Below are 21,923 nucleotides of genomic sequence, written 5' to 3'. Positions count from 1 at the left end.
AAGCTTGGAGACGACGTCGACTCGCTGTTCATTCCCGAGGGGGATGACGGGTTGGGGACTCGGGACGCCGTTGTGGTGGTCGAAACCGAGGCCAGGCGTCAGCTCGACCGCAAGCTCGCCCACCTAAAGGACGGAACCATCGCGGTCTCCGGCCCGCGGGGCAGCGGGAAGACGACCCTGCTGGAGGTGAGTGCGAATCGCGCTGATTTCGGGTTCGTCGTTCAGGCTCCGGCGACCTATACCCCTCAGGAGTTCCTGCTCGCGCTCTCGGTCCGCCTGTGCCGGGAGTACATGCGCCACCACGGCTATACACCTCCCGAGTTCACCAAGGCCTCCGCGCTGCGCCGTCTGTACCAGCGGGCGCGACGGGGGACTGCACGCCTGGGATGGTGGGCTGCCTTCGCCGTACCCGCCGGCGGACTGCTGGCCCTGGGGCTGTTCAGCTCAGTGAACTCCCTCTACGACCGCTACGTGCACACCGTGGTCCATCTCGCCCGGGAGACGGCGCACGAGGTGATGAGCCGCAGCGTCCAGATCCTCCACGGGCACGCCGTTGCCAGCAGCGTCATCATCCTGTTCGTCGCCATCGCCTGCTGGAAGCTGCGAGCGGAAGGCTGGCCGTCAGCCTTCCTCAGGGGACTGTGGACCTTCGCCACCGCCTTCCTCGCCCGCGTCATGATCGCGGGAGTCCTCCTCAGCGTCGTTCTGGAAGTCCTGGGCGAGGGCGTCCACGTCGACTTCTCCAGGCTGAGCGTGACCCTCGACAAGCCGCCAGTCCTCCACGGACCTCCTTACGAGACACTGGGGTGGGTCATAGTGCTGGGCCTGCTGTGGGTGTTCTTCCGGATCCTCAAGGAAGCCGACATAGTCTTCCCCTTCCGAGGCCGTGACAGAGCCCTGGAGAACATCGCCGGCCCGCTCACCACCACCGCCGGGATCCTGTTCCTCCTCTACCTGGCCAGCGCCCCCTACACCCACGCCCTCCTCGGGAACAGCCACAACCCGCTGCGCATCGGAGTCCTCATCGTGGCCACCCTGCTGATCAAGGCCAGCCGCTGGACACCCCGCAGCGCGGAACCCGAACTCGTCAGCCGCTGCCGCGACCACCTCTACCGCCTGCAGACCACCCAGTCCACCACCCACGGGATGAGCTCGGCGACCCAGATGCTCGGTCTGGGAAGCACCCACAGCACGTCACTGTCCACCATCCCGCCCAACTTCCCCGAGCTCGTCGACAGCTTCCGTCTCCTCCTCGCCGACATCGCCAGGGAGGAGCACGCCGCTAAGGAGAGCGTCGTCATCGGCATCGACGAGGTCGACCGACTCGGCACCGACACCAAAGCCCTGGCCTTCCTCAGCGAGATCAAGGCTGTCCTCGGAGTCCCTCACGTCCACTTCCTGATCTCCATCGCGGACGACGTCGGAGCCTCCTTCGTCCGCCGCGGCCTGCCCCACCGCGACGTGACCGACAGCTCCCTCGACGACATCGTCCACGTCCAGCCCGCCACCATCACCGAGTCCACGCACATCCTCGCCGAACGCTCCTCCGCACTCACCGCCAACTACGCGATGCTCGCCCACGCCCTGTCCGGCGGGATCCTGCGAGACCTCAGCCGCTACGCCACCCAGATCAAAGAAATGCAAGCCAAGTCGAACTCCTACGAACTCGCCGAGATCTCCCGCCACCTCATCCTCGAAGAACTCTCCGAGACACTCGCCGGCTTCAGGACTCTCCTCAGCAAGCACCAGTGGAACCGGGAGACCAGCGCCATCCTCGAAGTCTTCCGAACCCTTGGCGGATACCTCCGAGACACCCACCCCACCAGCGAGCCCACGCTGCGAACCTCCCTAGAGCAGTTCGCCTTCCACCCCGCCGATCAGCGCCCGGGAGGAACCCCCGACGGGGGACAGCTTGCCGACGACGCACGGCAGCTCATCGTCGAGGCATCCGCCTACGCCTACTTCTCCCTCACCCTCCTCGACATCTTCAGTGCCGAAGGGCTCGACCGCCGTACCCAGCAGGCCGCAGAACAAGGCTTCGACGGAGACCCCGAGCGCCTCGCCGAAGCACGCCAGGAACTCGCCATCTCCCCCTACAGCGCACGCTCCCTCATCGAGGCCATCCGCAAAGCCTGGTCACTGCCGCTTGGACCTACGTCCGCCAGCAGCCTCCCGTGACCCCCGCAGCCACTCGGCAGTCTCCGGGGAGCCGTCTGTCGATGGCTGCCCCGCGGCCACTGGGCAAGCAGCCCAATGGGCTCCTCGGTAGGGCAACGGGCCGGGCTTACTGGTGACGCTCAAGATAGATGCTGGTGAAGACCGCGACTTTGGCCCGCAGCACCCAGGGGTCGAAAGGCTTGGAGATGTAGTCGACCGCCCCGGCCGCGTAGCCGCGGGCGGAGTGCTCGGGGTCCGTCCCCATTGCGGTGAGGAAGATGATCGGGACGTCCCGAGTGCGGGGCCGGCGTTTGATGTGGGCTGCGGTCTCGTATCCGTCCATGTCGGGCATCTGCACGTCCATGATGATGACCGCGAAGTCGTCGTGATCGAGGAGGGCCTTGAGGGCTTCCCGGCCTGAGGAGACGGCGACCAGTTCCTGGTCGAGGGTGGAGAGAACGGCACTCATGGCCAGCAGGTTGTTCGGCTGATCGTCCACCACGAGGATCTTGGGCATACCCTGCGGCACCAGCGCCGTACGGGGAACCGCGGCCACGCCTGTCTGCTGCACCTGCTCTATGGCCTCCAGCTGCCGCTCCAGCAGAGCACACCGCTCTTCTGCCTCGCTGTGCTGCTTCTGCGCGCCCAGCAGCTCGGTGCAGAGCCGAGCCACCTCGGCCTGCAACGCGTCACGCTCCCTCAAGATCTCCGAAACATTGGGATGGGCAGCCGCCAGCCGGTCGGCCCGCTCCCGCTCGGTGCTCCACTCGGCCTCCAAGTGGTTCAGGCGCACTTCCAGATCCGCGATGCGGTGCTGGCGATCGAGCAGGGCATCCCCCAGCACGTCGCCCCGAACGGTAGAGCGACGCGAAACCCGGTCGGCATCGGCCAGCTGCTGCTCCAACACCTCCATGGCGTGCTTGGGCAAGGTACTCGCGGTGACGGCGGCATGGTGCAGACCCCGTACGAGCTCGATCGCCTCCGGAGTGGCACTCAACCCGCGATGCTCGGCCAGATCGGTGAACAGGTCCATCACGACCTCCCACGGAGGCACGCGACTGCCACCCAGATAGCGGGAGAACGTCCCCGGGTCACGCGTCCTACGAGCCGCGTACCGGCGAACCGACACCCCGAGCCCGTCGAACAGCTCCCGTAAGGCCACGGCCAAGGCACGTGACTCCTTCGTCAGACCATCCCCGAGCGGCCGCAACTCACCCACGACGGTCCCCCGATTCCGCCTGCCCCCGCACCTGCTCCGCATCCGATTCGACCGCGATCAGTCTGTCGAAGAAGGGGACGGCCACTCCCACGGCTGCCAGACCGCACAACACGCCACGAGCGATCCCCTCACCGGCGGACACGGCCAGCAGGCCGGCCACACCCCCCGCCAGAGCAGCGAGCAAGAACACCAAAGTCGCCCGCAGCGACAGCAGTGAACGGTCCATCACGTCCCTCTTCGTCAGCCCCGCGCCGGGCCGAACCCGACGCTGCACACCTCCCCCGGCGACGGCCGGACGAGAAGGCCACAGCATGGAACGTGAACGGACCGTTGCACCCGGGCAACGGGAATATCGGCAACGTTGGCGCGTCATCTGGCATCACCCGCTCCGGTTGCAACAGCCATCCCCGCTCGTCAGGCACGCACCTGCACCGGAGGACGCTGCAACACGCCGCCCACCCCGCAACACACCAGACCCGGGCGCGGCTCGCCAGGCGAAAGAAGCCCGCTCACGAAGGCGCCGACAGAGATGAGCAGCATGAGACGCCCACCCGCAGCACACACAAGCCGGAGACGAAGAAACCCCTCACGTCACACCGGTGTCTTCATCGGTCGGGCAACTTTCTCCGCAAGGCCGCGAGCGCCAGCTTCAGCTCCTCGATCATGGTGACGAGCCCTCTCATCTGCGGCTGGGAGGCCTTGGCCACCGCCACCGACGCCAGCGTGGCATGCGTCTGAGCCAACGAAGCGGCCAGCTGCCGCTCCTGCATACTCCGCGACGGGTCGGCCGCAGCCTTCGCCCAGCCGCCCGACAGCCTCATGTACTTCGTGGCCAGGTCGTCGTCAGCCATCGCACCTCCGTCGAGCCACCGAACTCTGCCGCAAGGGAGCACAGGCCCCGGCCCGGCTTGCCGAGACCGGGGACCACGGGGTCTACCGACCGCCGTACGCGGCCTTCAACCGATCGAGGAGGCCCATCGTGTCCTCGGCCGAGAACGCCGTCACCTCAGTGCCTCCCGGTGCATCGACCCTGATCTCCCAGTCGCCGGCGGCACCGGCCGACACCTGGATCGGCGGCTGCGCCATCCACATCACGTCGATACCCCGCCTTATCACCACCCCGACGAGGCCGGGCACCTGTGCCAGACCACCGCGTCCTCCGGGCCCCATGAGCAGATCGGCGAGAGCCTCGTCCGGGGTGTCGCCCCGCACGCTTTCCGAGTTGACGGCGATCTGTCCACCGCCCACATGAGTGAGCGTCGTCGCCATGTACGTGCAGTCCTCATTGCGCTGCCACGGTGGAATGTCCCAGGTGAACGTCATGCCGCGATCTCTCCCCGCAGCCGGGGCGGTTGACTCTCTCCCCGCTGGCCGCTGACGATCCTCAGCCAAACTTGGCCGGTCGTGGGCCCACACCAATCTGCCCGCAGAGTCGCACGCCCGACCGCGGACTGGCATGCCCCTGCGCCTTCGTCGATGCCATCCAGAGGGTGACCCGCATCCCTCACCAAGATCTCGAATGGAACAGCCGAAGGAAGCATGGAGAGTGTCTCCCCGCTCTTGCTATGGGGAAAGGACAGTGCTGGCCTCGGCTGGCGGTCTTGTCAGCCGCCTGTGCGGGAGGCCCGGAAACGACGTGGCCTCCGGGCGTTCTGGGAGCACCCGGAGGCCACGGGGACGGTCCGGTCGTACTGCCCCAGAGCGCTCTGGGCACCGGCCCTGACCCGCACACCCATGTCGGCGCGGGTTGGTGAAGACCCTAGCCGGACCGCGACCCGGCCAGTGCCGGCGCGGTGACCCTCTCCCCGCGTCGAGATCAGTGGCGGGGATGACGCCCCTGAGACCGATTTTCTAGAGCGGAGTGCGCCACTGTCCCTCTCCTGAAATGCTTACCGGTTCAGTCTGCGGTCGGCACTTCAGGGGGATCGGACTTGGCCACGACGCGTGCTCACTACAGGAGGCCTGCCTCAAGCGGAGACAGAACTGCAGCAGTCATGGCACTCTCCGGGGGCGTCGCTGCCGCACTCACTGCGTTTGGTGGTGGCGAGAAGGAGCGGAACAGCGCACCCATCCCGTGGTCGCTCTGGGCAGTACTAGCTGTAGCCACCCTCCTGATAGCAGCTGCCTGCTGTTACTACCTTGGGACGCGGATCCGGCGAGAGCGTGTAGAGACCAAAGCCGCCCAGGATGCTGCGGATCGGCAGCAGGCAGAAGACGCTCAGAGGCTTGCACAGCTCAAGATCGTCACACCACTGGCCACGCTTCTGGAACTGAACCAGACCCAGATCGACGAGTATCACCGGATCGCTACCGATCAGGCCGATCGATCATTCCGCTCCTCCCAGCGAGCGATGGCCATCGGTCTGCTGATCATCATCGGCTGCTGTGCGGCGGGCCTGTACTTCCAGAACGCTCAGGTCAAGGTTTTCGTCGGGTCGATCGCCGCCGTCGCAGCTGGTCTCTCAGCCTTCCTCAACCGCACATACCTCCAGATGTACGGGCAGACACTGAGCCAGCTCAACCGCTACTTCGAGCAGCCGGTCCTCACGGGTTACTACCTCACCGCCGAACGGCTTGCCCAGGACCTGAAGGATGACCCAGAGAGTGAGATGCGCCGCCGCATCATCGATCAGGTCCTCCAGGCGAGCGCAAGGATGAACGGCACTGCAGAGACCGCGGAGCCTGAACCAGATCAGCCTCCGGCCATGCCACGACGTATGAGACGACGCAGGAAGTAACTTGGCCGATTGGCCATCGGCCACCAGTGCGTGTCAGGCCGTCGGCATGAGGATTCGGCTGACCTTGATCCGCACGATCGGCAGAATGTCACCCGATGGACTTACAGGGAGTCGGAGCCATAGCCGCCGCAGTCGTGGCAGTCATCGGCATTCCCTCCACACTGTTGATCGGCCGCTGGCAGCTCCGAGCGGCGCTGAAATCCGCCCAGGCCACCCACGAGGCGGGCCTCGCCCAGGCAGAGGCCACCTATGCCGCCGCCGTCGACACAGTCCGCGGCCAATCAGACTCCGCCCACGACCACTGGCGGCGAGGCGTGCGAAGGGAAGCCTGGTCAGCGTTCCTGCTCGCCTCCGAAGAAGCCACCGCCCAGGCGATAGAAATGCTCAACGGAGTCGCTGCGGCAGAGGAAAGGATCAGCGCGGCACGCAGGGACCTGAAACGGGCACTCGTCGTGCTGGAACTGGAAGGACCCCCAGCAGTGATCCAGGCAGCCATGGACCTGACTGGCTGCTGTGATGAACTGGCCATGCTCGCCACCCACGACGGATACAGCGCCCAAGTATGGAGGGCGTTCTACTCCTCGCTCGATGCCGAACGCCGAGCCATCGGCAGGATGGAACAGCTCACCAGCCCGGTTCACGACGCCTGGGCTGCCTTGGGGCAACTACAAAGCGCCCTGGAGAGCGTGCGGCAGGCCCAAACCCTCGTGACGCTTCCTACAGACGTCAGACCGGGCACCTTCGCCGCACTCGACAGATACGTACCCCACCCGGACGCTCTCATGGCCGACACACACATCGCCTATGAAGCACTTGAACGAACACACGGGTCAGCAGTGCGGTGTCTGAGAGAAGGATTGTCCATGTCAGCCCAAGAAGCCGAGGTGCTGCTGAGGGACTCCATGGACGAGAGCCGCATCGCGATGCTGGACCTCATGGCCGGCGAGCACACACGCCTGGACGAAGCACGTCGAGGGTTCCTCACCGCCGCACGCCACGCCCTGGATGGCGAGCTTCCGAGCGGTGGTCTGCCAATAGGGTCAGGGATGCCGGGCAGCACAGAGACCGCCCGATGACTCCACCGCCTGTCTCAGCCAGCAGAGACACCTGGCCGTTCCCACGGCTGGATACCTGAGCAACCCCAGGCAGGGCTGCCCTGACCAGAACAGCACAGCTCTGCCAGGACCGAGCGTACCGATGGGCAATCAGGACTCACCTCACATCCCCGATGAGCCCTGAACAGGAGCGTGCTCAGCCAGCTGGTCAAGCTGCTGCTGACGCCGCCGCTGTTTGTTGCGGCTCCCTACGGCGACCTTCACCACTACGCCCCTTCCGCCCACCCCGGGCTGCGCTGGAGCTACCTCTCTGCCCTCGAACGCCACCTCCGGCCCCCACTTCACCCCCGAGGGCCTGGCCCTCAGCCCCAGCACTGAGGGCCGCCAACCAAGATTTTTTGAAGTTTTCCTCTCCGGCCCCGTCCAAAGCCGGGTCTGCTTGCCTCATGTGCAGCGACCGACCCACCTGCGGCGGTCGTGAGGAGAACCGAGATGACCGACCTGATCCCGCTGGCCACCCCCTGCCTGGGGTGTGCCGCCCTTGTCGACCTGCTGGACTCTCAGGGCCCTGTCGGCGGCGCCGTGGCGGAGTATCTCGACCCGTCCCGGTGGTGCGACCGGTGCCTGCGCCACTACGACGACTGGGACCGCTTCTTCCTGCTCTACCAGCCACGGGTGCGCAGGTTCTGTCTGGACAGGCTGGAGGGGCTTCTGCCCAGGCATGAGGACTTCCGGCAGGCCGCCGAAGACATCGCTCAGGAGACGATGATCGTCGCTCTTCGGCGCTTCCGGGACTGGGACCGGCCCGAGCGTGCGATCTGGACCACCGCCCGCCGCAAGATCTACAAGATGTGCGAGGCCTACCGGCTCGTGACCGAGGACGGTTTCACCATCACGGTCAGGCACACGTCTTCTGCCGTCCCGGAGGACCTCGGCCGGAGCGATACCCCGGATCCCGCCCAGGCGGTCGTCGACAAGATCGTGCTGTACTCGGCGCTCTCCCGGATTCCCCGCCCCCAGCAGGAGGCCCTCCTGACCCACCTGGCCTTCCAGATTCCGGCGGCAGAAGCCGGCCAGCGGCTGGCCCGGCCGGCATCAACAGTCAAGACCCAGGCGGGTAGCGGACTCACCCGTCTGCAACGGGCAGCCGCCAAGGGTGCCTTCATCGCCCTTCCGGGAGCCGGCCTCGCGGGCCTGTACGAGATCTTCCAGCAGATTCCCCTGGACGCCCTCACAGACCGCGTCACTGATGCACTCACCCACCCCGCCCCCTACCCCATGCTGATCAGCCTCGCCCTCCAGCGCGCCATCCCCTACCTCCGCGACCGCTACCGAGCCCACCGCCGGGCCCGCACCAACGGCAAGACAGGGTCGACCGACCGCTACGACCGCTACGAGCGTTCGACCGGCAAGGGCCGCCACCATGGCAAGGTCTGACACCCAGAACCGCAGCTCCTCCTCATCCTGCCGCCCGCAAATGAACACCGGTGGGTGCTCCCCCGAGGGGTGCGGCACCCACCAGCTAGCACCCCGACGCGGCAGTCCCGCCCTCGTCAGCGGTCCAGGAGACCCAGCTCGCTGTCGGGCCGGCACAGCGGGCACGCCAGCACGTCCGGAGCCGTGAGGAGCAGCTCGCGGACGCTCTGGGCGGTGGAGGGTCTGCCCCGGCTGGTCATGGGGCACAGGCCGGTGTGGGCGCTCGGGGGTGCGGCGGGCTCCGATGCCGTACTCGATCCACCACTGAGGCGGCTCCTGCGGCGGCCGGCGCCGGGCCTTCTCCGCCTCGACGGTGCCGACCGCGGTGATCCTCTCGTCGACGCGGGCGAGGACCAGCTCCAGCCAGCAGCGTATGAGCAGGAGCTGGTCCAGGTCTGGAGGCAGGGGCAGGAGAGGGTCGGAGCCGAACGCGGAATGGGGAGAACATCTCCTCCACGTCCTCGACGCCGCGGTCACCACGGCATGAAGCGACGCCAGGCACCCCCTCCCCGCGTCACCAGCGAGCGGCCACCGGGCCAGCAGACGTCAACTCCCAGCCGAAGTGACCAGCACGACGGCGGCGCGCGAGAGCTCAAGGCCCTTGGGTAGCTGCTCCCGAGTTCGTCGACACGGCCGGAGCATGCGCCGGGGCCGTCGGATTGGAGATGGTGTTACTGCCGTCAACACGGACGAGGAGCAGCAGCAAGGTGGCCACGCCGACTCCGACCAGGAGGGCGGCACCAAGCCGCTCATCGCGGTAGGCCTCACGCACTACAAGAACAACCACGAGGCAAATCAGCGCGAGAGCCCAGGTGATCGGCCCGTTCATCGGGCGACGCCCATCTGTGCGCCGAGCCGACGCTGCTGGTCGACCAGGTACCGGACACGTCGGCGGACCTGTTCACCCGCGCGCTTCGGGTCGGCGGCCTCGGCCCGCTCGGCGGCCTCGCTCCAGGTGGTCACGCCGGGGTCTGACCAAGCCAGCACCACGTTCTGGTGCTCATGGGTCAAAGACTGCAGCACAGTCACCAGGCGGCTGTCCTCCACCTCCTGCAGCAGGACATGCGATTCGCCAGTGTTGGCATCCGCGAGCCAATCCTCCGAGGTGGCCCGGCCGAGCAGGGCGCTGAGCAGCAGCGTTCGCCTGCCTCGCACCCTTCGTTCCCACAACGGAAGCAGGTCGCTGTGTGCCTTGGTGGTCTGCCTTTTCAAGAGCTTGAGCAGAGCCTCGTCGTCGGTTCTCTGGGGGCGGCCCAGGCGGGAGATCCAGGAGCCGGTGAGTGCGGCCTCGACCGCCTCGCGCCACTGCGCCGGCTCGCTGATGCCCAGCCACGTAAGGGCGAAGGCGTCGACAGTCTCGACATCACCGTGGACGGCAGCGCTCCGTGCGTTCAGAGCCGCCCACAACGCCTCGCGCACGGCCTGGGGCGGATTCAAACGGGCGGCCTTGGCCAGGGCCAGCAGCGCTGCGCCGATACGGACCCGTAGTGCCGTGAGAACCCTGGCTAGCTCCTGTTCCAGTTCCCTGACGGTCTGGGCGAGCTCTGCGGGCACGGTATGGGGCGCTTCACGCAGGCGGCGCCTCCCGCGGAGCACAACGACCGAGTCAGCCTTACCTCTAGCGGCCAGCGTCGCCACGCCGGTGACCACCCACTCGGCCCAGATCCTCACGGGCTTGGGAGAGTCTTCGCGCAGTTCAGGCACCCGTGCACGCCAAGGCTGGACGAAGCCCCGGACGTACTGTTCCGGACGCTCCGGCTCGGGGATGCAGCCGAGGCAGGCCCCGGCGGACGGCAGCGTGATCATGTGTGGTTCCTTCGTGACGGACAGGACTGTCACCACTAAGGCGCGGGAACAGGCCCGACCGACCAAGAACCTCCCAATCCGAACTGTGAGCTGCATCACCTCGCGAGGCGTGGCGGTGGGACGGGCCTCAAACCAAGAACCCGATCCCGATTCCCGTCACACAGCCGTAGAACCCTGCGGAGACACCTGCTCGGCCGGCTGGTCAAGCTGCTGCTGACGCCGCCGCTGCTCATTACGCAACGTTTCCACCCGCTGCGTGAACTTCGCCAGCGCCTGGTCCTGCTCGTCCTCCCCGAACCCGCCGTACTCCCCCACACCCAACGCGACCGCGTTGGCCTCCTCCTCGATGGCATCCGCCGTCTGCTGCAGGAAGTAGCTGCGCTCCCGGTACTTGTAGTACCCGGTGAAGGCGCTCGCCAGCGTGACGCAGAACCCCAGAGTGATGACCAGGATGGTCTGCCAGTTCCACTCCTTCGCTTCCAGCGCTGCGAGCGTCGTCATCGCGGTCGAGCCGACCATCACCAGCGACTGAAGCGCGTTGTGAACCCGCCGGTACTTACGGCCCTCACGCTGGTACTGCGCGACGACTTCGGCCACGTCCTCGCGGTACAACCCTCTGCGCTCCCTCAACGGGGTCTGCCTCAACGCACTGAGCAGCCGAAGGGCCTCCCGGTTTGCCTCCAGGGTCTCCTGCAACTCCGCTTTGCGGCAGCTGTACCGGCTCGGGACAATCACGGGGCCGGCGTCCACGAAGTTGTGTGCCTTCACCAAATGGTCGATGAACGTCACCAGTAACGTCAGCCCCGAAACCGCGAGCACCGATCCGAGGACAGCGTTGCCGGCGACTAGGAACTTGTGGTTGTCGGTTTGCATCGCAGACCACGCTACGAGGGCCGGGATGGTCAAGGCGACCAGGCCCATCGCTAGGCCAGACCGTCGCGCGCGCCTCCGCTTCCAGGCGAGATCACGTTCAATGTCCCGGACACTCACCTGCAACTTCCTGATGTCTTCCCTAGCCCTGGCCAAACGGACGCCCTGTGCGTTGTCTACCAACTCTGCTCCTGATTCCACAGACGTACCCTCACGTATCGGGGAGCCGAGTATTGCCCAGCCCACAGACAGCCCAAGAGCGTTCGGCTTGCCTGTGACACGTCCATCACAAGATGGGTACACCAGCGAAGATGGCTCATCTCGCAAGGTGGGCCTCAGGGAACAGGCAACGCTCTTGTCGGCCACCCGCCACTCGAGTACGTCACCAGGCAGCAGACGGACTGCTACACCTGGTCACCTGCCGAGCATGTCCAACTCCATGCGTGCTGCGTCCACAAAGACATCTCGGAGGCCCCTCAAGGCCGTCCGCCCACCGGCCAGCGCCTGCCTCTGTGCCTCTCTGTCCAGACACGCTGTGCGAACCAGAAACGAGGCTTCGGATCCATTCACACCAGCTGCCGCAAGAACCTGGCGGGCCCGACCCTGCACCTCCTGGTCTCCCGGCGCCTGTCCGGCTTCGTCTAGAGCGTCAAGAGCAGCCCGGGCTTTGCGGCCTTCTTCGAACCGCGAGCTCATCTCCTCGTACTCCCATTGGCTCTGCGGCCCCACGGCGTCCCAATCATCAGGACCGACTTGAACCACCTCCGCCAAGCGTCCCCCTTCTTCTGAAATCCCTGATGCCGCCGCGACTGCCTCCCCCAACCGCTCGCGCGCGTGAGCCAGTCTCACGCAGTCGCTGAGCGCCCGGTGCTCCACGTTCAGTGCCCTCGCGAAGACCAGCGCTTCATTTTTGGACTCGTATGCCCTGGCCAAGACACCGGGCGGGCTCATCAGCTCTACCATGGCGTACGCCTTCAGCAAGCTCTCAGTGAGAGCTTCCTGGTCGTCGGCTTCCGTCTTCGGCAACAGGATGTCGAGCTCCTTGACGAACTCTGCCCAAACCTCCTGACATCGCCCCCGTTGCCACTGGGCGTGTGTCTCCCGGGACAGCTCCCTGGCGCTGGCGAGGGCTGCTTGCGACTGAAGCCTCCCGGTCTCCAAGGTCGCGGCTGCCTGAGCCTGCGCGGCCTCCAGTGCCTTCTCCGCTTGTGCCTGGGCACCCCTGAGAGCCTTACTGCCTTGGATGTGCCCCGCGATGATCACCCCTGGGATGGCGAGCAGGGCCACCACAGCCGACGCCACCGATCCGAAGTCCTGGGTTATGAATGTGCTGAGGTTGGGCATGCGCGGCCCCCCGTCCTGTATCGCGCCCGTCCGCCGAACGGTAGCGCTCACGGCGTCCCACAGCACATCGATAAGCCACCCGCGCTCAGCGAAAACGGCCCCGACACCTCGCTACGCACAACACCGGTCCGGCTGGTGCAGGGCGAGAGTGTCCTTGGGCTGTGCTGGCGATGGCGTTAGTCCGCAGAATCCCGTGCCCTCGCTGTCTCGCTCCGGCAGGCCAGCTCTGCACGGACGATCAAGGCCAGCCCTGCACTGCCAACCCCACGGAACGCGTTGATGCCTACATCAGCGACACCTGAAGCCACTCAGGCCAAGTGTGATGTCTGCCCCTGAGGGGTCAGCTTCCTGCTCCGTCCTTACTCGGCTGCGACTTGCTCTTCCGCGCCCTGATCAGGGACCGGCGCCTGTACAGAGTCGTTCCACCAAAAGCCACGGCGTCGCTCTGATCTTGGTGCTGTCCGTCAAGGACTGCCTGTACTTGGCAGTGACCGCCTTCTTCGCGAGACCAGACGAGCGTCCGGCGGCGTGGATTCTTGTGGTCCCAGCTGTCGTAGTCCATGACGGCAACGGTGTTCGACAGCCGTCACCGGGAGGAACCCCATGAGGCTTCAGATACCTCCACCAGGCCATCGAGGAGTTCGATGGCTGAGGCGGCAAGGCTGTTCATGGGCCATGGCTTCCATGTCGCGACGGTGTCGAGTTCGCCGCCAGCTGTGAAGCCGAGCTCGGGATCGACGAGGCACTGGACGCGATGCTCCGCCCGGAGCCGAGGCGTGCGACCGATGTGACGCGGCCACGGTCCTGATCCCGATCCTCCAGCTCGGCTAGGGCTACGGGCAGCGACGCGAGAAGGAAGTTGATGCTCGTGGACGACGAGATCGACAACATCTCCGAGCTGCTCGACCGCAAGGCTTGCATGTGACTTGCGCCATAGGTCCGCCACGGTGGAGCGATCGCTTACAGACGCGCGCTTCGTGCGCTGAAACCGTGTTGACCAGCAGATTCAAAGGCCCACCGGAGCCGGTTTTTCAGGCGCCGGGAAGCTAGGCGTAACAGCATGAAAACCTGCGCCACCAAAGCGTGTTGAGGGAGGGCACACGTGTCCAAGTCGGGATAGGTGACTAGCCTTGTGGACGAGTCAGACGCCCGGCACACGGCGAAGGGAGACTCCGATGAGGCCCATGCTTCCTAGGGCTGGCCTCGCGGAATCTCCCTCTCGCCATACAGCGGGCAACCGTCCCATTGCGAGGAGAGCAGACCCTTGGCGTCACTTGACCGTACCCCAACGCCCTTACCACCCAAAGCCCATCTGCTGGGCTGGCTGACCGCCGTTACCGGGCTCATCGCCGTCATCGCCGTGGTGGTGCTCGCAGCCTTGGGCCAGGGCGAGGCCGCAACGGCCGTCGGGGCCGTCGCAGCTGCTGCCCTCAGCGCCGGCGGTGTCCACGTCACGGTGCAGATCCGCCGGTAGAGCAGCCCGGATCGAACCCACAGGAGGCCCCGGACATCGTGCCCGGGGCCTCCATGCCAGAACGCAACCCCATCACGGGCCGTGCCCCCTGCCCCCGAATGTCACCTCCCGGCCCTACTCCACCCGCGACGGCCTGGCCAGAGGCCCACCCCTGAAGAGATGGACCTCGGCGAACGCGTGCCAGCGATGATCATCAGAACAGCGTGTCCTGTTCAGGTTCCTCGCGCGGTAACGGGGCGACGTCCTCACCGTTCCACTTCGCCTCCAGGTGCTTACGCCAACCGGACGGCGGAGGCCACGGCACTCCCCACTCGGCAAGCTGCCTCTTGCTCCAGCCACCGTTCGCGGTCTGCGCGGCAGATACCTCGTCAGGCGAGGGCACGTAGCTCGTCATGACACAGATGCTGCCCAGCAGGCCCTGACCTCAACAACCGCGCCACTACGCGACCGGAGAGGACTTCCTCCCCGCGTCCCGCCGACGTTGGTCACCCGCTACCCGACGCTGGTACGGAGTTTCAGGAGCCCTCCTGGGACGGAAGCAGAGGATCAACGAACCGGATGCGGTCAAACCGGCGGTCAGGAGCGTTGGGAGGGCGTGACCAGACGTTGGTGGCGTCACGGCGCTGCACTACGTCCTGGACGACTTCTCCGGCGTCACGCGCGAAGCCGCCGGGTACGAGAGCGACACGGTGGCAGTACATGTCGCTGCTGTCCTCCGCGAACCCCTCCCACTTTCCGTCCACGTAGCGCTTCTCAGGCCGGATCACGTCGATCAGCTGGAACGAGTCCAACGGCTGATGGGTCTCGTACGCGTCACGCCCCAGTCCGTAGTGCCCGAGACGCACGTCGCTCGGAACATGGCTGATGCGGAACTGCTCCGACTCGACCAGGGTGGCGTGGTAGGTGAGTGTGTCGACCCACATGAGCAGGGCGACGATCTCGCTCGTCGTGAGGACGTGGATCCAGCCCTGGGTGAAGAACTCGGGCGGGAGCTCGATGAAGGCTTCTGTCTCCGTGGGCACGGTGTACGGGACGGACTCGGCCACGGTGTTCTTGCCGGTTTCCGACAGGAGCTCGTAGCCCTGCCGGGCACGGCCGGGGCCACGGGTCGGCCGGATGAGGTGCATCCGCTCAAGCTGCAGCAGAGCCTGGGTGATCTGCCTGCGGCGGTTGACCATGGCGGAGGCGCCCTGGATCCCGGGGCCCTTGTAGTCGGCGACGGAGGCCATCAGCCGCATCAGCGAATGGTCGCCGCCGGCCTCCAGCTGCACGGGGTAGGGGCTCGACCATGCGTTGCCGGGAACAACTTCGCACTGCGCGGCGTACAGCAGCATCAGCTGCAGGCGCAGGGTGAGCCCCTTGGGCGTGATCATCTGCGCGGCCAGGGGGCGCTCGGCCTTGGGGAGCGGCTTGCGCTCGTCGTCCACGACCTTCTTGACCGGCAGGCGGTAGAACTCCCGCCGGACGCGTACGCCGGTCGGCACCGTACCGCCCTTCCAGATCGCCTGGACGGTCTCGTTGACGGTGGGGAGGAGCTCTCGGCGGAGCTCCCGCAGGGCTCCCAGCCGTGTCTCCACCTTCAGATCTCGTCGAATCTGCACAGTTACCACGGTTTGTCTCGCATGTCTGATTCGATCCACGAGTTTTAACGGATTCCCCGCTACGGATTGATCCGTATGTGTGCCGCATCATCTCAACTAGCAAGTTAGGGCTGACAAGTTGATGGCGCTCATGCGGATCAATCCGTCGCCCATTCTAGCCGACGAGGCATCAGGGGTCGCGCAGGATTTCTTCTGCAGGGCGCGAACAGCCCGGCAGGACAAGGCGGTCGGGGACTTCCCGCTCGCGGACGTCCAGCAGGCCTGGAGCAACGAGCCGTCCAAAGCAGAAGCTCCAAGGCCTGCAGACAGAACAGAACAGGAAACCAGTTTCGTGTCCAAGCTCGAACCTACCGCAGGCCCCGCCTACAGCATCACCTCGCTCCCGGCGACCCCCAAGCCCAGCCGCGCCCTGGAGTGGGCGGACTTCGGCCTGACCGCAGCCTGCATCACGGCCGGCGTCGTCGTCGGCCTCACCGCCTCTGTCCCCGTCGGGGTCGCCCTCATCACGGCCGGAGGCGTCAAGGTCATCGTGAACGTCATCCAGTAGCCGCCTGACCCGCCGCCGGCGGACGCGTGGTGTGGCCGACGGCCCAGACCGCTGGCCACACCACGCAGCAGGCAGTTCACGGAGCCGGGCTCTGCCCGCCCGGCTCCTCCGGCGTGACCCTGGCCCGGTACCGCTCGGCCTCGACCCCGGCGACCGTCTTGGCCAGGCGCAGCGCCTCACTGAGGGTGTGCCGGAATGCGGCCTGACGTCCGACGTCGCTCACGTACTGCCAGTCCGCGCCCGCCGCCGACTCGGTCCAGGTCCGCAGACCGGTCACGGCTCCATCGGTCACCGCCCACCGGTCCGTACCGGCGCGATCGCGCTGCACCACGATCTCCCCGTACCCGCCGAGCCCGATGTCAGGCACCGGGACCCGGAACTCGTGGGCCAGCTCCAGCACCTCTGCCGTCGCCATCGACCCGCCCGTCGACGACACGGTGCGCACCGGCCGGGACTCCACCGACACAGGCGTCACCCTCCCGCCGTCCGTGAGCTCCCAGCTCCCGCCAGCCGCCACCCACACGAGCTCGCCGGGCCCGTCCTCGTGCCTGTCGAACACCTCGTCCTGCTCGTCGACGTACGCCTCGGCCGCGAACCGCTGCGCCACGGCCAAGTCCTCGAACAGTTCGCTGCCGCCCCACGTCGGGTTGTCCTCCCAGGCCGGCTCAAACACCACACGCTCGCCGCTGCTCATGCCTCTTCTCCCCGATCGTGTCGAGCACCCGGCGGTCGCCGGTGTACCGCTGAAGCAACCGCAGCCGACCGTCACGGATCCACAGCATCGGCCAGTCCCGCTCCGCCTCGCCCGCCACCCGCGCCCTGGCGTGCGCGATCGCCTCGTCGAACGCGGCCACGTACGGGCCCCGGCCCACGCCCCACCTCCGCCAGGCCCGGCCCCACGGCACCCGCGCCCGGCGACGTACCGGTCGAGGATCGGCTGTAACAGCTCCCGCCCCCGCTCCAGGTGCTTCACCGCGACGAAGCCGCCCTCCTCGAGGCTCCAGCCGTACAGGCCCGGCGAGAAGATGGCGTCGAACGCCTGGAGCGTCTCGCGGGCGATCGCCCGCCACGCCGCGGGGTCGTCCCACTCCTGGCCGAGGGCCACGGCGATCACCTCTCCCCCGCGTCGAGCTCCGAGCCGGCGACCTGCGGGCCGGGGCCGTGTTCGAGGGCGAGGGCCGCCGCTGTCCGGCAGGCGGCGAGGACCTCGTCGAAGGTGCGCACGGGGTGCTCGCTCCAGACCTCGTAGTCGACGTACGAGGAGCCGGTGCTGAGCCGGAGCACCGTCTCCAGCACGGTCCGCCCGACGAACTGGGTGTCCGCGTCGCCCATGCCGTCGTCCCGGGCGCTCATCAGGGCGTCGCGCAGGTGGTGCCCGGAGAACGGGGCGTAGAGCTGCGGGTCCCAGCCCTTGCGCTCCATCAGGCCCGCCGCGGCAGTCAGGTGCCGCGCCACGGCCTCACCGGTGACGAGCACGCCACTGAGCCCGTACCAGACATCCCGCTGGAGCAGCTGCTGTGCGGCCTGGTCGGCCTGAGAGGTGCTGGTGGCCAGAGTCGTCTTCATCGTCAGCCTCCGTCGTTGTGGTTGGACCAGCGGTGCCCGGCCGGGCACCGCAGGACGTGGACGCTCAGCCGCTGGTGCGGCCCGCGGTCGTCCCACGCGTGGGTGCCCTCCACCGCCGTCTGCTCGCAGTGCGGGCACTCCCAGTCCGCGAGCTCGTACGAGGCAAGCGCCCGCGGCTCCGTCGACCGGGACTCCGCCGCCACGACCACCGCCGTGCCGGCCGTCGGCTCGGCGGGGTGGGTGTAGCGGACCGGGATACCCAGGCTCAGCGCGTACGCGATCTCCGACCGCGTCGAGTCGCCGACGTACCCGCCCGGGTTCACCACCAGCACCTCGTCCGCCATCCGAACCTTCGCCCGGTGCAGCTCATCCAGCCGCACCTTGACCTCCTCGGCGTCCCGCTCGTCCGCCCACAGCAGGTGCGGCCTCTTCATGTCGCACGCCGGGGCCAGCACGATCCGACCCGCGACGGTCTCGCGAAGGTTCGCCTCGGCGAGCTCCGCCCAGAACCGGGTCGAGCCGCACAGACACACCACCCGGGGACGGCTGCCCCCGGCACCGGCGGCCAGCGACTCAACGGCCGCCGGACCCGGCCTCAGGAACGAGATCAGCTTCTTCAACATCAAGGCCCCCTTCGGGCTCAGACCTTCTGCAACTCGTGCGCGTGGCACAGAACGGGAGCGATGAACAGCGATATCCCGCCCACCGTCCACCGGCCGTTCGTGAGCTCGCCCGGCGCCACCTCATCGACGATCCGGCCGACCCTCCCGACCGCCCGCGGGTCATCCGCGCAGGCCGTGATCAGTACCTCGTCGTTCGCCCGGAACGCCATGCCATGTCTCCTCCCCGAGGCCGGGACTGCCCCGGCCTCACGCATCGCCCACCAGCGCTTACGCGGTAGACGGAGTCAGGTAGATCCCGGCGGCACGCCCCAGGAGCAGCGAGGCCACGAACCCCAGGACTCCGCCGACGATCAGGAGCAGCGAGCGAACGACCGTGACCGTCGCCCCGCCGCGGAAGAGCTTCGCCAGGCCGCCGGCCACCACGCCGTACACGACCGAGCCGACCGTCACCGGGTCGTGTCCGTCCTTCGCGGCCGTCCACGCCGCCCAGGCCCCCGCCAAGGTGGCGATCAGGGTGATGAAGACGAGGGTCGAACGCTCGATCATGGCAATCCCCCCAGGGATCAGTACGAGACGGTCAGATCAGAAACTCCGCAGCAGACCCGGCAGGCCGGTGCCTGACAGCTCCCCCTCACCGCCCGACCCGGCCCCGCGAACGAGGCCGGTGCGAGCGGATCAGGCAACCGTCAGACGCCAGCCGTCAGCCGCGGTCCCGGCGGGGGAACGTCCGGTGGAAGCGGCTCCCGTCACCGTCCGCCTCGACGACCTTCCGCGCGTACTCCTCAACCTCCCGACCCCGGGCCTCCCGGCCCTCCGTGGTCAGAGCCGCGGCAAACGTCCCGGTCCGGAACGTCGACATCGCCTCCCGATCCCCGGACGCGATGGCCTGGTCCATGTCCCTGCTCATCTGGCTGTTGTCCTTCACCTCGGTGATCAGATCCCGGATGCGGTTCAGCACGACGATCTCCCTCTACTCGGATTTGGACTGTCAGCGCCGGACAGGACGCCGACGGGAACGCTTCCTGCCCAGGGCCTGGGCCATCCCGTACTGGAAGGAGCCGTACGCCAGGACCGCCCCCGACAGAAACGTGATCACCGGCACCACCGGCTGCCCGACCACCCACAGAGCCACCAGCCCCGTCAGCAGCGCCACGACCAGCGAGGCACGGTCCACGAGCTTGCGCACCGGAGCCGGAACACACGAGCGGCCATCACTCGCTCGCCTCGTCGCGCACCGCATCGTCGGAGCCGACAGACGGCGACACGCGCGGCACCGGGCCCAGACCCAGGTCCGGCGCGCCGTACTCCCACGTCGGCGCAGAAGAACCCTCTCCCCGCGTCGTCTGGGTTCCCTGCTGGTCAGGTACCTCTGTCGGTCGTGTGGGCATTTAGTGCTCCTCTTAGCTATCTGAGATAAGTCACTGATGCGATGCTGGTAGTGCGATCACTGCGAGTATGTAGCAACTGACTACGCGTAGAAATGTAGCGCAGATGTTGTGTGATGTGAAGGGGTCGGTGTAGCGTCATGTCTCGTGAAGGTAAGAAGCCTGAGACGGAGGAGAGGACCATGGAGGAGGTAATCGCCATCGCTGAGGCGCGGCGTAAGAAGCCGAAAGCCGACATTGAGGATCTGCCGAGCCCCGAAGAGCGCAAGAGGGTTCGGAAGGCGTTCGGCATTACGCAGGCGGACGTGGCCGACTCCGTGGGGGTGCACAGGATCACCGTCAGCGCGTGGGAGCGGGGAACGTACGACCCGACCGGCGACGCGCGGGCCAAGTACATGAGCCTCTTCGCGCACATGAAGAAGGAGATCGGTGAGGGGGAGGAGCCCAAGGCGTGAGTGGCGGCAGTGATCGTGTGGCGTTATACCGGCTCTTCGACGAGAAGGGCCGGCTGCTGTACGTCGGCGTGACCAGTAACCCAGCGAAGCGCTGGAGCTTCCATAAGCGGAAGAAGACCTGGTGGCCATTGGTGCAGATACGCGAGATTGAGTGGTGCCTCAGTAGGACTGAGGCGTTGACCATGGAAGCGCAAGAGATCGCTACGAAGCGGCCACTGCACAACGCCGACGGTGGCTGGCAGTACCTTCTGCGGCCCGAGGTCGTGGCGAGTCGCCAGGGATTTGTCCTTCCGACACGTGGAACGACAAAGCTGCCAGTGCCCTCGCAGGCGGATCTTCAGGTACTGGAGCAGGCGGTTCGAACCGTGAAAGACGAAGAGCGGGGTAGCGGGAGCCTTGATCCGCCGCACGTCGAACTTCCGGCAAGAGATGAGCGGATCGAGACTCGAAGGGCCTTCGGACTGGCGCAGGAGAAGATCTCATCTGTCTTCGGCGTAACTACGCTCAGGTTCTCGTGGTGGGAGCTCGGACATAAGGAGCCTCTGGGCTGGGACCGGCTGGCGTACGCCAAAGCCCTGGAGACCATGGCCAGAGTCGTGGAACGGCGTTTGGCCAGCGGTAGCTGAGAGTGGCAAGCAGGAGGGGGACCAGGTACAACCTGGTCCCCCTCCTGCTTCGTTTCCCGCGGGAAACGGTCAGTTCCGATCTGGGAAGCCGAGGGCGGTGGCGACCTTCTTGTACTCCTGGGTGGGCATGCTGTTCGGGGCCAGGATCGGTACGGGGCAGTCCTGGCGGTAGATCTTGGGCATCTCGCCGGACCAGTGGACGAGGGGCAGGAGGATGTCGCTGTACTCGTCCTGGATCTCCTGGAGGGTCTGGCGGTGCTCAGCCAGACCGAAGGACGAGTTGGGTGCGCAGCAGGCGAGGACCCGCTTCATCTCGGGTGCGATGCCCTTGATGGCGTACTTCCTCAGCTCGCGGATCTCTTTGAGCTTCTTCTCCAGGCGGACGAGCGCGCCGGCTTCCTTGTAGGTGCACAGGACCGGCGGCAGGACTTCGCCGTCGACGCTCTTGTCGAGGGCGATGAAGGCGGTGACTGTGGAGCGGCCGTAGGTGGCGGGACAGTCGATGAGGACGACGTCCCATTGGCCGTCCATCTCCGCCAAGCCCTCGCGGAGCCAGTAGGCGTCAGCGGAGCGGGAGTCGTTGAGGATCCGCTCGGCCTCGTCGATGTCCGCGTCGTCGATGTTGCCCGGGATGACGAACACGTTGGGCATCGGCTCGTAGGCGGCGTCGGGGTTCTCGGGGTCGATGTCGTCGACCTGGTAGCGGGCCGGTACGACGGCCTCGCTGAGGCTGGCATCGGCCTTCATGACGTCGGTGATCCCGACCTGGCCGTCGCCGAAGGCGCTGTAGCCGAGGACGTGGCTGGTGTTGCACTGCGGGTCCAGGTCGATCACCAGGGTGCGGTAGCCGCGGGCGCCGAGGATCGCGGCGAGGCTGGTGCACGAGCTGGTCTTGGCGGTGCCGCCGGCCTTGAGCGCGAAGACGATAACCCTGGTCCTGTCGAGGACGCGGGTCGCGATGGCTACGGATGTGCTGGTCAT

26 protein-coding genes and 1 pseudogene are annotated in these 21,923 nt (G+C 66.9%); 8 read left to right on the top strand and 19 right to left on the bottom strand.

The genetic code is table 11. The features are described from left to right. Positions 1-72: 72 nt before the first annotated feature. Positions 73-2,178 carry a hypothetical protein gene (locus ACFYYT_RS35565; RefSeq protein WP_351824333.1) on the top strand — a complete coding sequence of 702 codons (2,106 nt, stop codon included), beginning with the start codon at positions 73-75 and terminating at the stop codon, positions 2,176-2,178. A gap of 106 nt (positions 2,179-2,284) precedes the next feature. Here ACFYYT_RS35565 and ACFYYT_RS35560 read toward each other — a convergent pair whose 3' ends face one another. The 4 genes from ACFYYT_RS35560 to ACFYYT_RS35545 all read right to left on the bottom strand — a co-directional run bounded on the left by ACFYYT_RS35560 (position 2,285) and on the right by ACFYYT_RS35545 (position 4,699). Next, positions 2,285-3,376 carry a response regulator gene (locus tag ACFYYT_RS35560; protein WP_351824330.1) on the bottom strand — a complete coding sequence of 364 codons (1,092 nt, stop codon included), beginning with the start codon at positions 3,374-3,376 and terminating at the stop codon, positions 2,285-2,287. Beyond that, positions 3,369-3,602, bottom strand: coding sequence for a hypothetical protein (locus ACFYYT_RS35555; RefSeq protein ID WP_351824327.1), 234 nt, complete (start codon positions 3,600-3,602; stop codon positions 3,369-3,371). Before ACFYYT_RS35555 ends, ACFYYT_RS35560 begins: the two co-directional genes overlap by 8 nt. A 379-nt stretch (positions 3,603-3,981) precedes the next feature. Further along, the gene (locus ACFYYT_RS35550) at positions 3,982-4,227 is read right to left on the bottom strand and encodes a hypothetical protein (RefSeq protein WP_351824324.1); all 246 of its coding nucleotides are present in this window, start codon (positions 4,225-4,227) and stop codon (positions 3,982-3,984) included. 82 nt (positions 4,228-4,309) lie between these two features. Next, positions 4,310-4,699, bottom strand: a complete 390-nt coding sequence (locus ACFYYT_RS35545; protein ID WP_351824321.1) for a hypothetical protein — start codon at positions 4,697-4,699, stop codon at positions 4,310-4,312. 608 nt (positions 4,700-5,307) lie between these two features. On the opposite strand from ACFYYT_RS35545, the gene ACFYYT_RS35540 reads away from it, so the two are divergent. From ACFYYT_RS35540 to ACFYYT_RS35530, 3 genes are all read left to right on the top strand, one after another. Then, a complete protein-coding gene (locus tag ACFYYT_RS35540; RefSeq protein WP_351824318.1) occupies positions 5,308-6,114 on the top strand; it encodes a hypothetical protein in 807 nt (268 codons plus the stop codon). A gap of 134 nt (positions 6,115-6,248) precedes the next feature. Continuing rightward, positions 6,249-7,190, top strand: a complete 942-nt coding sequence (locus ACFYYT_RS35535) for a hypothetical protein (protein WP_351824315.1) — start codon at positions 6,249-6,251, stop codon at positions 7,188-7,190. Positions 7,191-7,661: 471 nt separating this feature from the next. Next, complete coding sequence (locus ACFYYT_RS35530) at positions 7,662-8,606, top strand: sigma-70 family RNA polymerase sigma factor (protein ID WP_351824312.1); 945 nt, start codon at positions 7,662-7,664, stop codon at positions 8,604-8,606. Between the two features lie 116 nt (positions 8,607-8,722). Here ACFYYT_RS35530 and ACFYYT_RS35525 read toward each other — a convergent pair whose 3' ends face one another. The 4 genes from ACFYYT_RS35525 to ACFYYT_RS35510 all read right to left on the bottom strand — a co-directional run bounded on the left by ACFYYT_RS35525 (position 8,723) and on the right by ACFYYT_RS35510 (position 12,665). Beyond that, a complete protein-coding gene (locus ACFYYT_RS35525; RefSeq protein ID WP_351824355.1) occupies positions 8,723-9,082 on the bottom strand; it encodes a DUF6233 domain-containing protein in 360 nt (119 codons plus the stop codon). 388 nt (positions 9,083-9,470) lie between these two features. Next, on the bottom strand, positions 9,471-10,451 hold the full coding sequence (locus tag ACFYYT_RS35520; protein ID WP_351824308.1) for a hypothetical protein: 981 nt from the start codon (positions 10,449-10,451) through the stop codon (positions 9,471-9,473). A 156-nt stretch (positions 10,452-10,607) separates the two neighbouring features. Continuing rightward, the gene (locus ACFYYT_RS35515; RefSeq protein ID WP_351824305.1) at positions 10,608-11,324 is read right to left on the bottom strand and encodes a DUF4231 domain-containing protein; all 717 of its coding nucleotides are present in this window, start codon (positions 11,322-11,324) and stop codon (positions 10,608-10,610) included. 411 nt (positions 11,325-11,735) lie between these two features. Continuing rightward, positions 11,736-12,665: a hypothetical protein gene (locus tag ACFYYT_RS35510; protein ID WP_351824302.1), complete on the bottom strand. Its 930-nt coding sequence runs from the start codon at positions 12,663-12,665 to the stop codon at positions 11,736-11,738. 1,264 nt (positions 12,666-13,929) lie between these two features. Here ACFYYT_RS35510 and ACFYYT_RS35505 point away from each other — a divergent pair. Continuing rightward, complete coding sequence (locus ACFYYT_RS35505) at positions 13,930-14,139, top strand: hypothetical protein (RefSeq protein ID WP_351824299.1); 210 nt, start codon at positions 13,930-13,932, stop codon at positions 14,137-14,139. Positions 14,140-14,332: 193 nt separating this feature from the next. On the opposite strand, the gene ACFYYT_RS35500 is transcribed toward ACFYYT_RS35505, so the two are convergent. Further along, entirely contained in the window at positions 14,333-14,533 is a 201-nt protein-coding gene (locus ACFYYT_RS35500; RefSeq protein ID WP_351824296.1) for a hypothetical protein, read from the bottom strand. 121 nt (positions 14,534-14,654) lie between these two features. Next, complete coding sequence (locus tag ACFYYT_RS35495; protein ID WP_351824293.1) at positions 14,655-15,740, bottom strand: hypothetical protein; 1,086 nt, start codon at positions 15,738-15,740, stop codon at positions 14,655-14,657. A 331-nt stretch (positions 15,741-16,071) separates the two neighbouring features. Here ACFYYT_RS35495 and ACFYYT_RS35490 point away from each other — a divergent pair, with 331 nt between their 5' ends. Continuing rightward, on the top strand, positions 16,072-16,287 hold the full coding sequence (locus ACFYYT_RS35490) for a hypothetical protein (protein WP_351824290.1): 216 nt from the start codon (positions 16,072-16,074) through the stop codon (positions 16,285-16,287). Positions 16,288-16,363: 76 nt separating this feature from the next. On the opposite strand, the gene ACFYYT_RS35485 is transcribed toward ACFYYT_RS35490, so the two are convergent. The 8 genes and pseudogenes from ACFYYT_RS35485 to ACFYYT_RS35450 form a co-directional block, all read right to left on the bottom strand. Then, the gene (locus tag ACFYYT_RS35485; RefSeq protein ID WP_351824287.1) at positions 16,364-16,981 is read right to left on the bottom strand and encodes a hypothetical protein; all 618 of its coding nucleotides are present in this window, start codon (positions 16,979-16,981) and stop codon (positions 16,364-16,366) included. Then, complete coding sequence (locus ACFYYT_RS35480; protein ID WP_351824285.1) at positions 16,953-17,159, bottom strand: hypothetical protein; 207 nt, start codon at positions 17,157-17,159, stop codon at positions 16,953-16,955. Before ACFYYT_RS35480 ends, ACFYYT_RS35485 begins: the two co-directional genes overlap by 29 nt. Before the next feature lie 238 nt (positions 17,160-17,397). Next, entirely contained in the window at positions 17,398-17,853 is a 456-nt protein-coding gene (locus ACFYYT_RS35475) for a hypothetical protein (protein ID WP_351824282.1), read from the bottom strand. A 218-nt stretch (positions 17,854-18,071) separates the two neighbouring features. Next, positions 18,072-18,476: pseudogene (locus tag ACFYYT_RS35470) on the bottom strand (hypothetical protein); the annotation flags it as partial. Positions 18,477-18,493: 17 nt separating this feature from the next. After that, entirely contained in the window at positions 18,494-18,685 is a 192-nt protein-coding gene (locus tag ACFYYT_RS35465) for a hypothetical protein (protein WP_351824279.1), read from the bottom strand. Positions 18,686-18,743: 58 nt separating this feature from the next. After that, a complete protein-coding gene (locus ACFYYT_RS35460; RefSeq protein ID WP_351824276.1) occupies positions 18,744-19,022 on the bottom strand; it encodes a hypothetical protein in 279 nt (92 codons plus the stop codon). A 154-nt stretch (positions 19,023-19,176) separates the two neighbouring features. Beyond that, entirely contained in the window at positions 19,177-19,434 is a 258-nt protein-coding gene (locus ACFYYT_RS35455; RefSeq protein ID WP_351824273.1) for a hypothetical protein, read from the bottom strand. A 30-nt stretch (positions 19,435-19,464) separates the two neighbouring features. Continuing rightward, a complete protein-coding gene (locus ACFYYT_RS35450) occupies positions 19,465-19,662 on the bottom strand; it encodes a hypothetical protein (protein ID WP_351824271.1) in 198 nt (65 codons plus the stop codon). 381 nt (positions 19,663-20,043) lie between these two features. On the opposite strand from ACFYYT_RS35450, the gene ACFYYT_RS35445 reads away from it, so the two are divergent. Next, positions 20,044-20,316, top strand: a complete 273-nt coding sequence (locus tag ACFYYT_RS35445; protein WP_351824268.1) for a helix-turn-helix transcriptional regulator — start codon at positions 20,044-20,046, stop codon at positions 20,314-20,316. Next, positions 20,313-20,942 (top strand): GIY-YIG nuclease family protein, encoded by a 630-nt coding sequence (locus ACFYYT_RS35440; RefSeq protein WP_351824265.1) that lies wholly within the window; start codon positions 20,313-20,315, stop codon positions 20,940-20,942. The genes ACFYYT_RS35445 and ACFYYT_RS35440 overlap by 4 nt, the downstream gene beginning before the upstream one ends. A 69-nt stretch (positions 20,943-21,011) precedes the next feature. Here ACFYYT_RS35440 and ACFYYT_RS35435 read toward each other — a convergent pair whose 3' ends face one another. Further along, entirely contained in the window at positions 21,012-21,923 is a 912-nt protein-coding gene (locus ACFYYT_RS35435) for an AAA family ATPase (protein ID WP_351824262.1), read from the bottom strand.

It is taken from the genome of Streptomyces sp. NPDC002032 (assembly GCF_042890765.1).
Lineage (GTDB): Bacteria > Actinomycetota > Actinomycetes > Streptomycetales > Streptomycetaceae > Streptomyces.
This window is presented reverse-complemented; position numbering and strand designations above follow the sequence as displayed.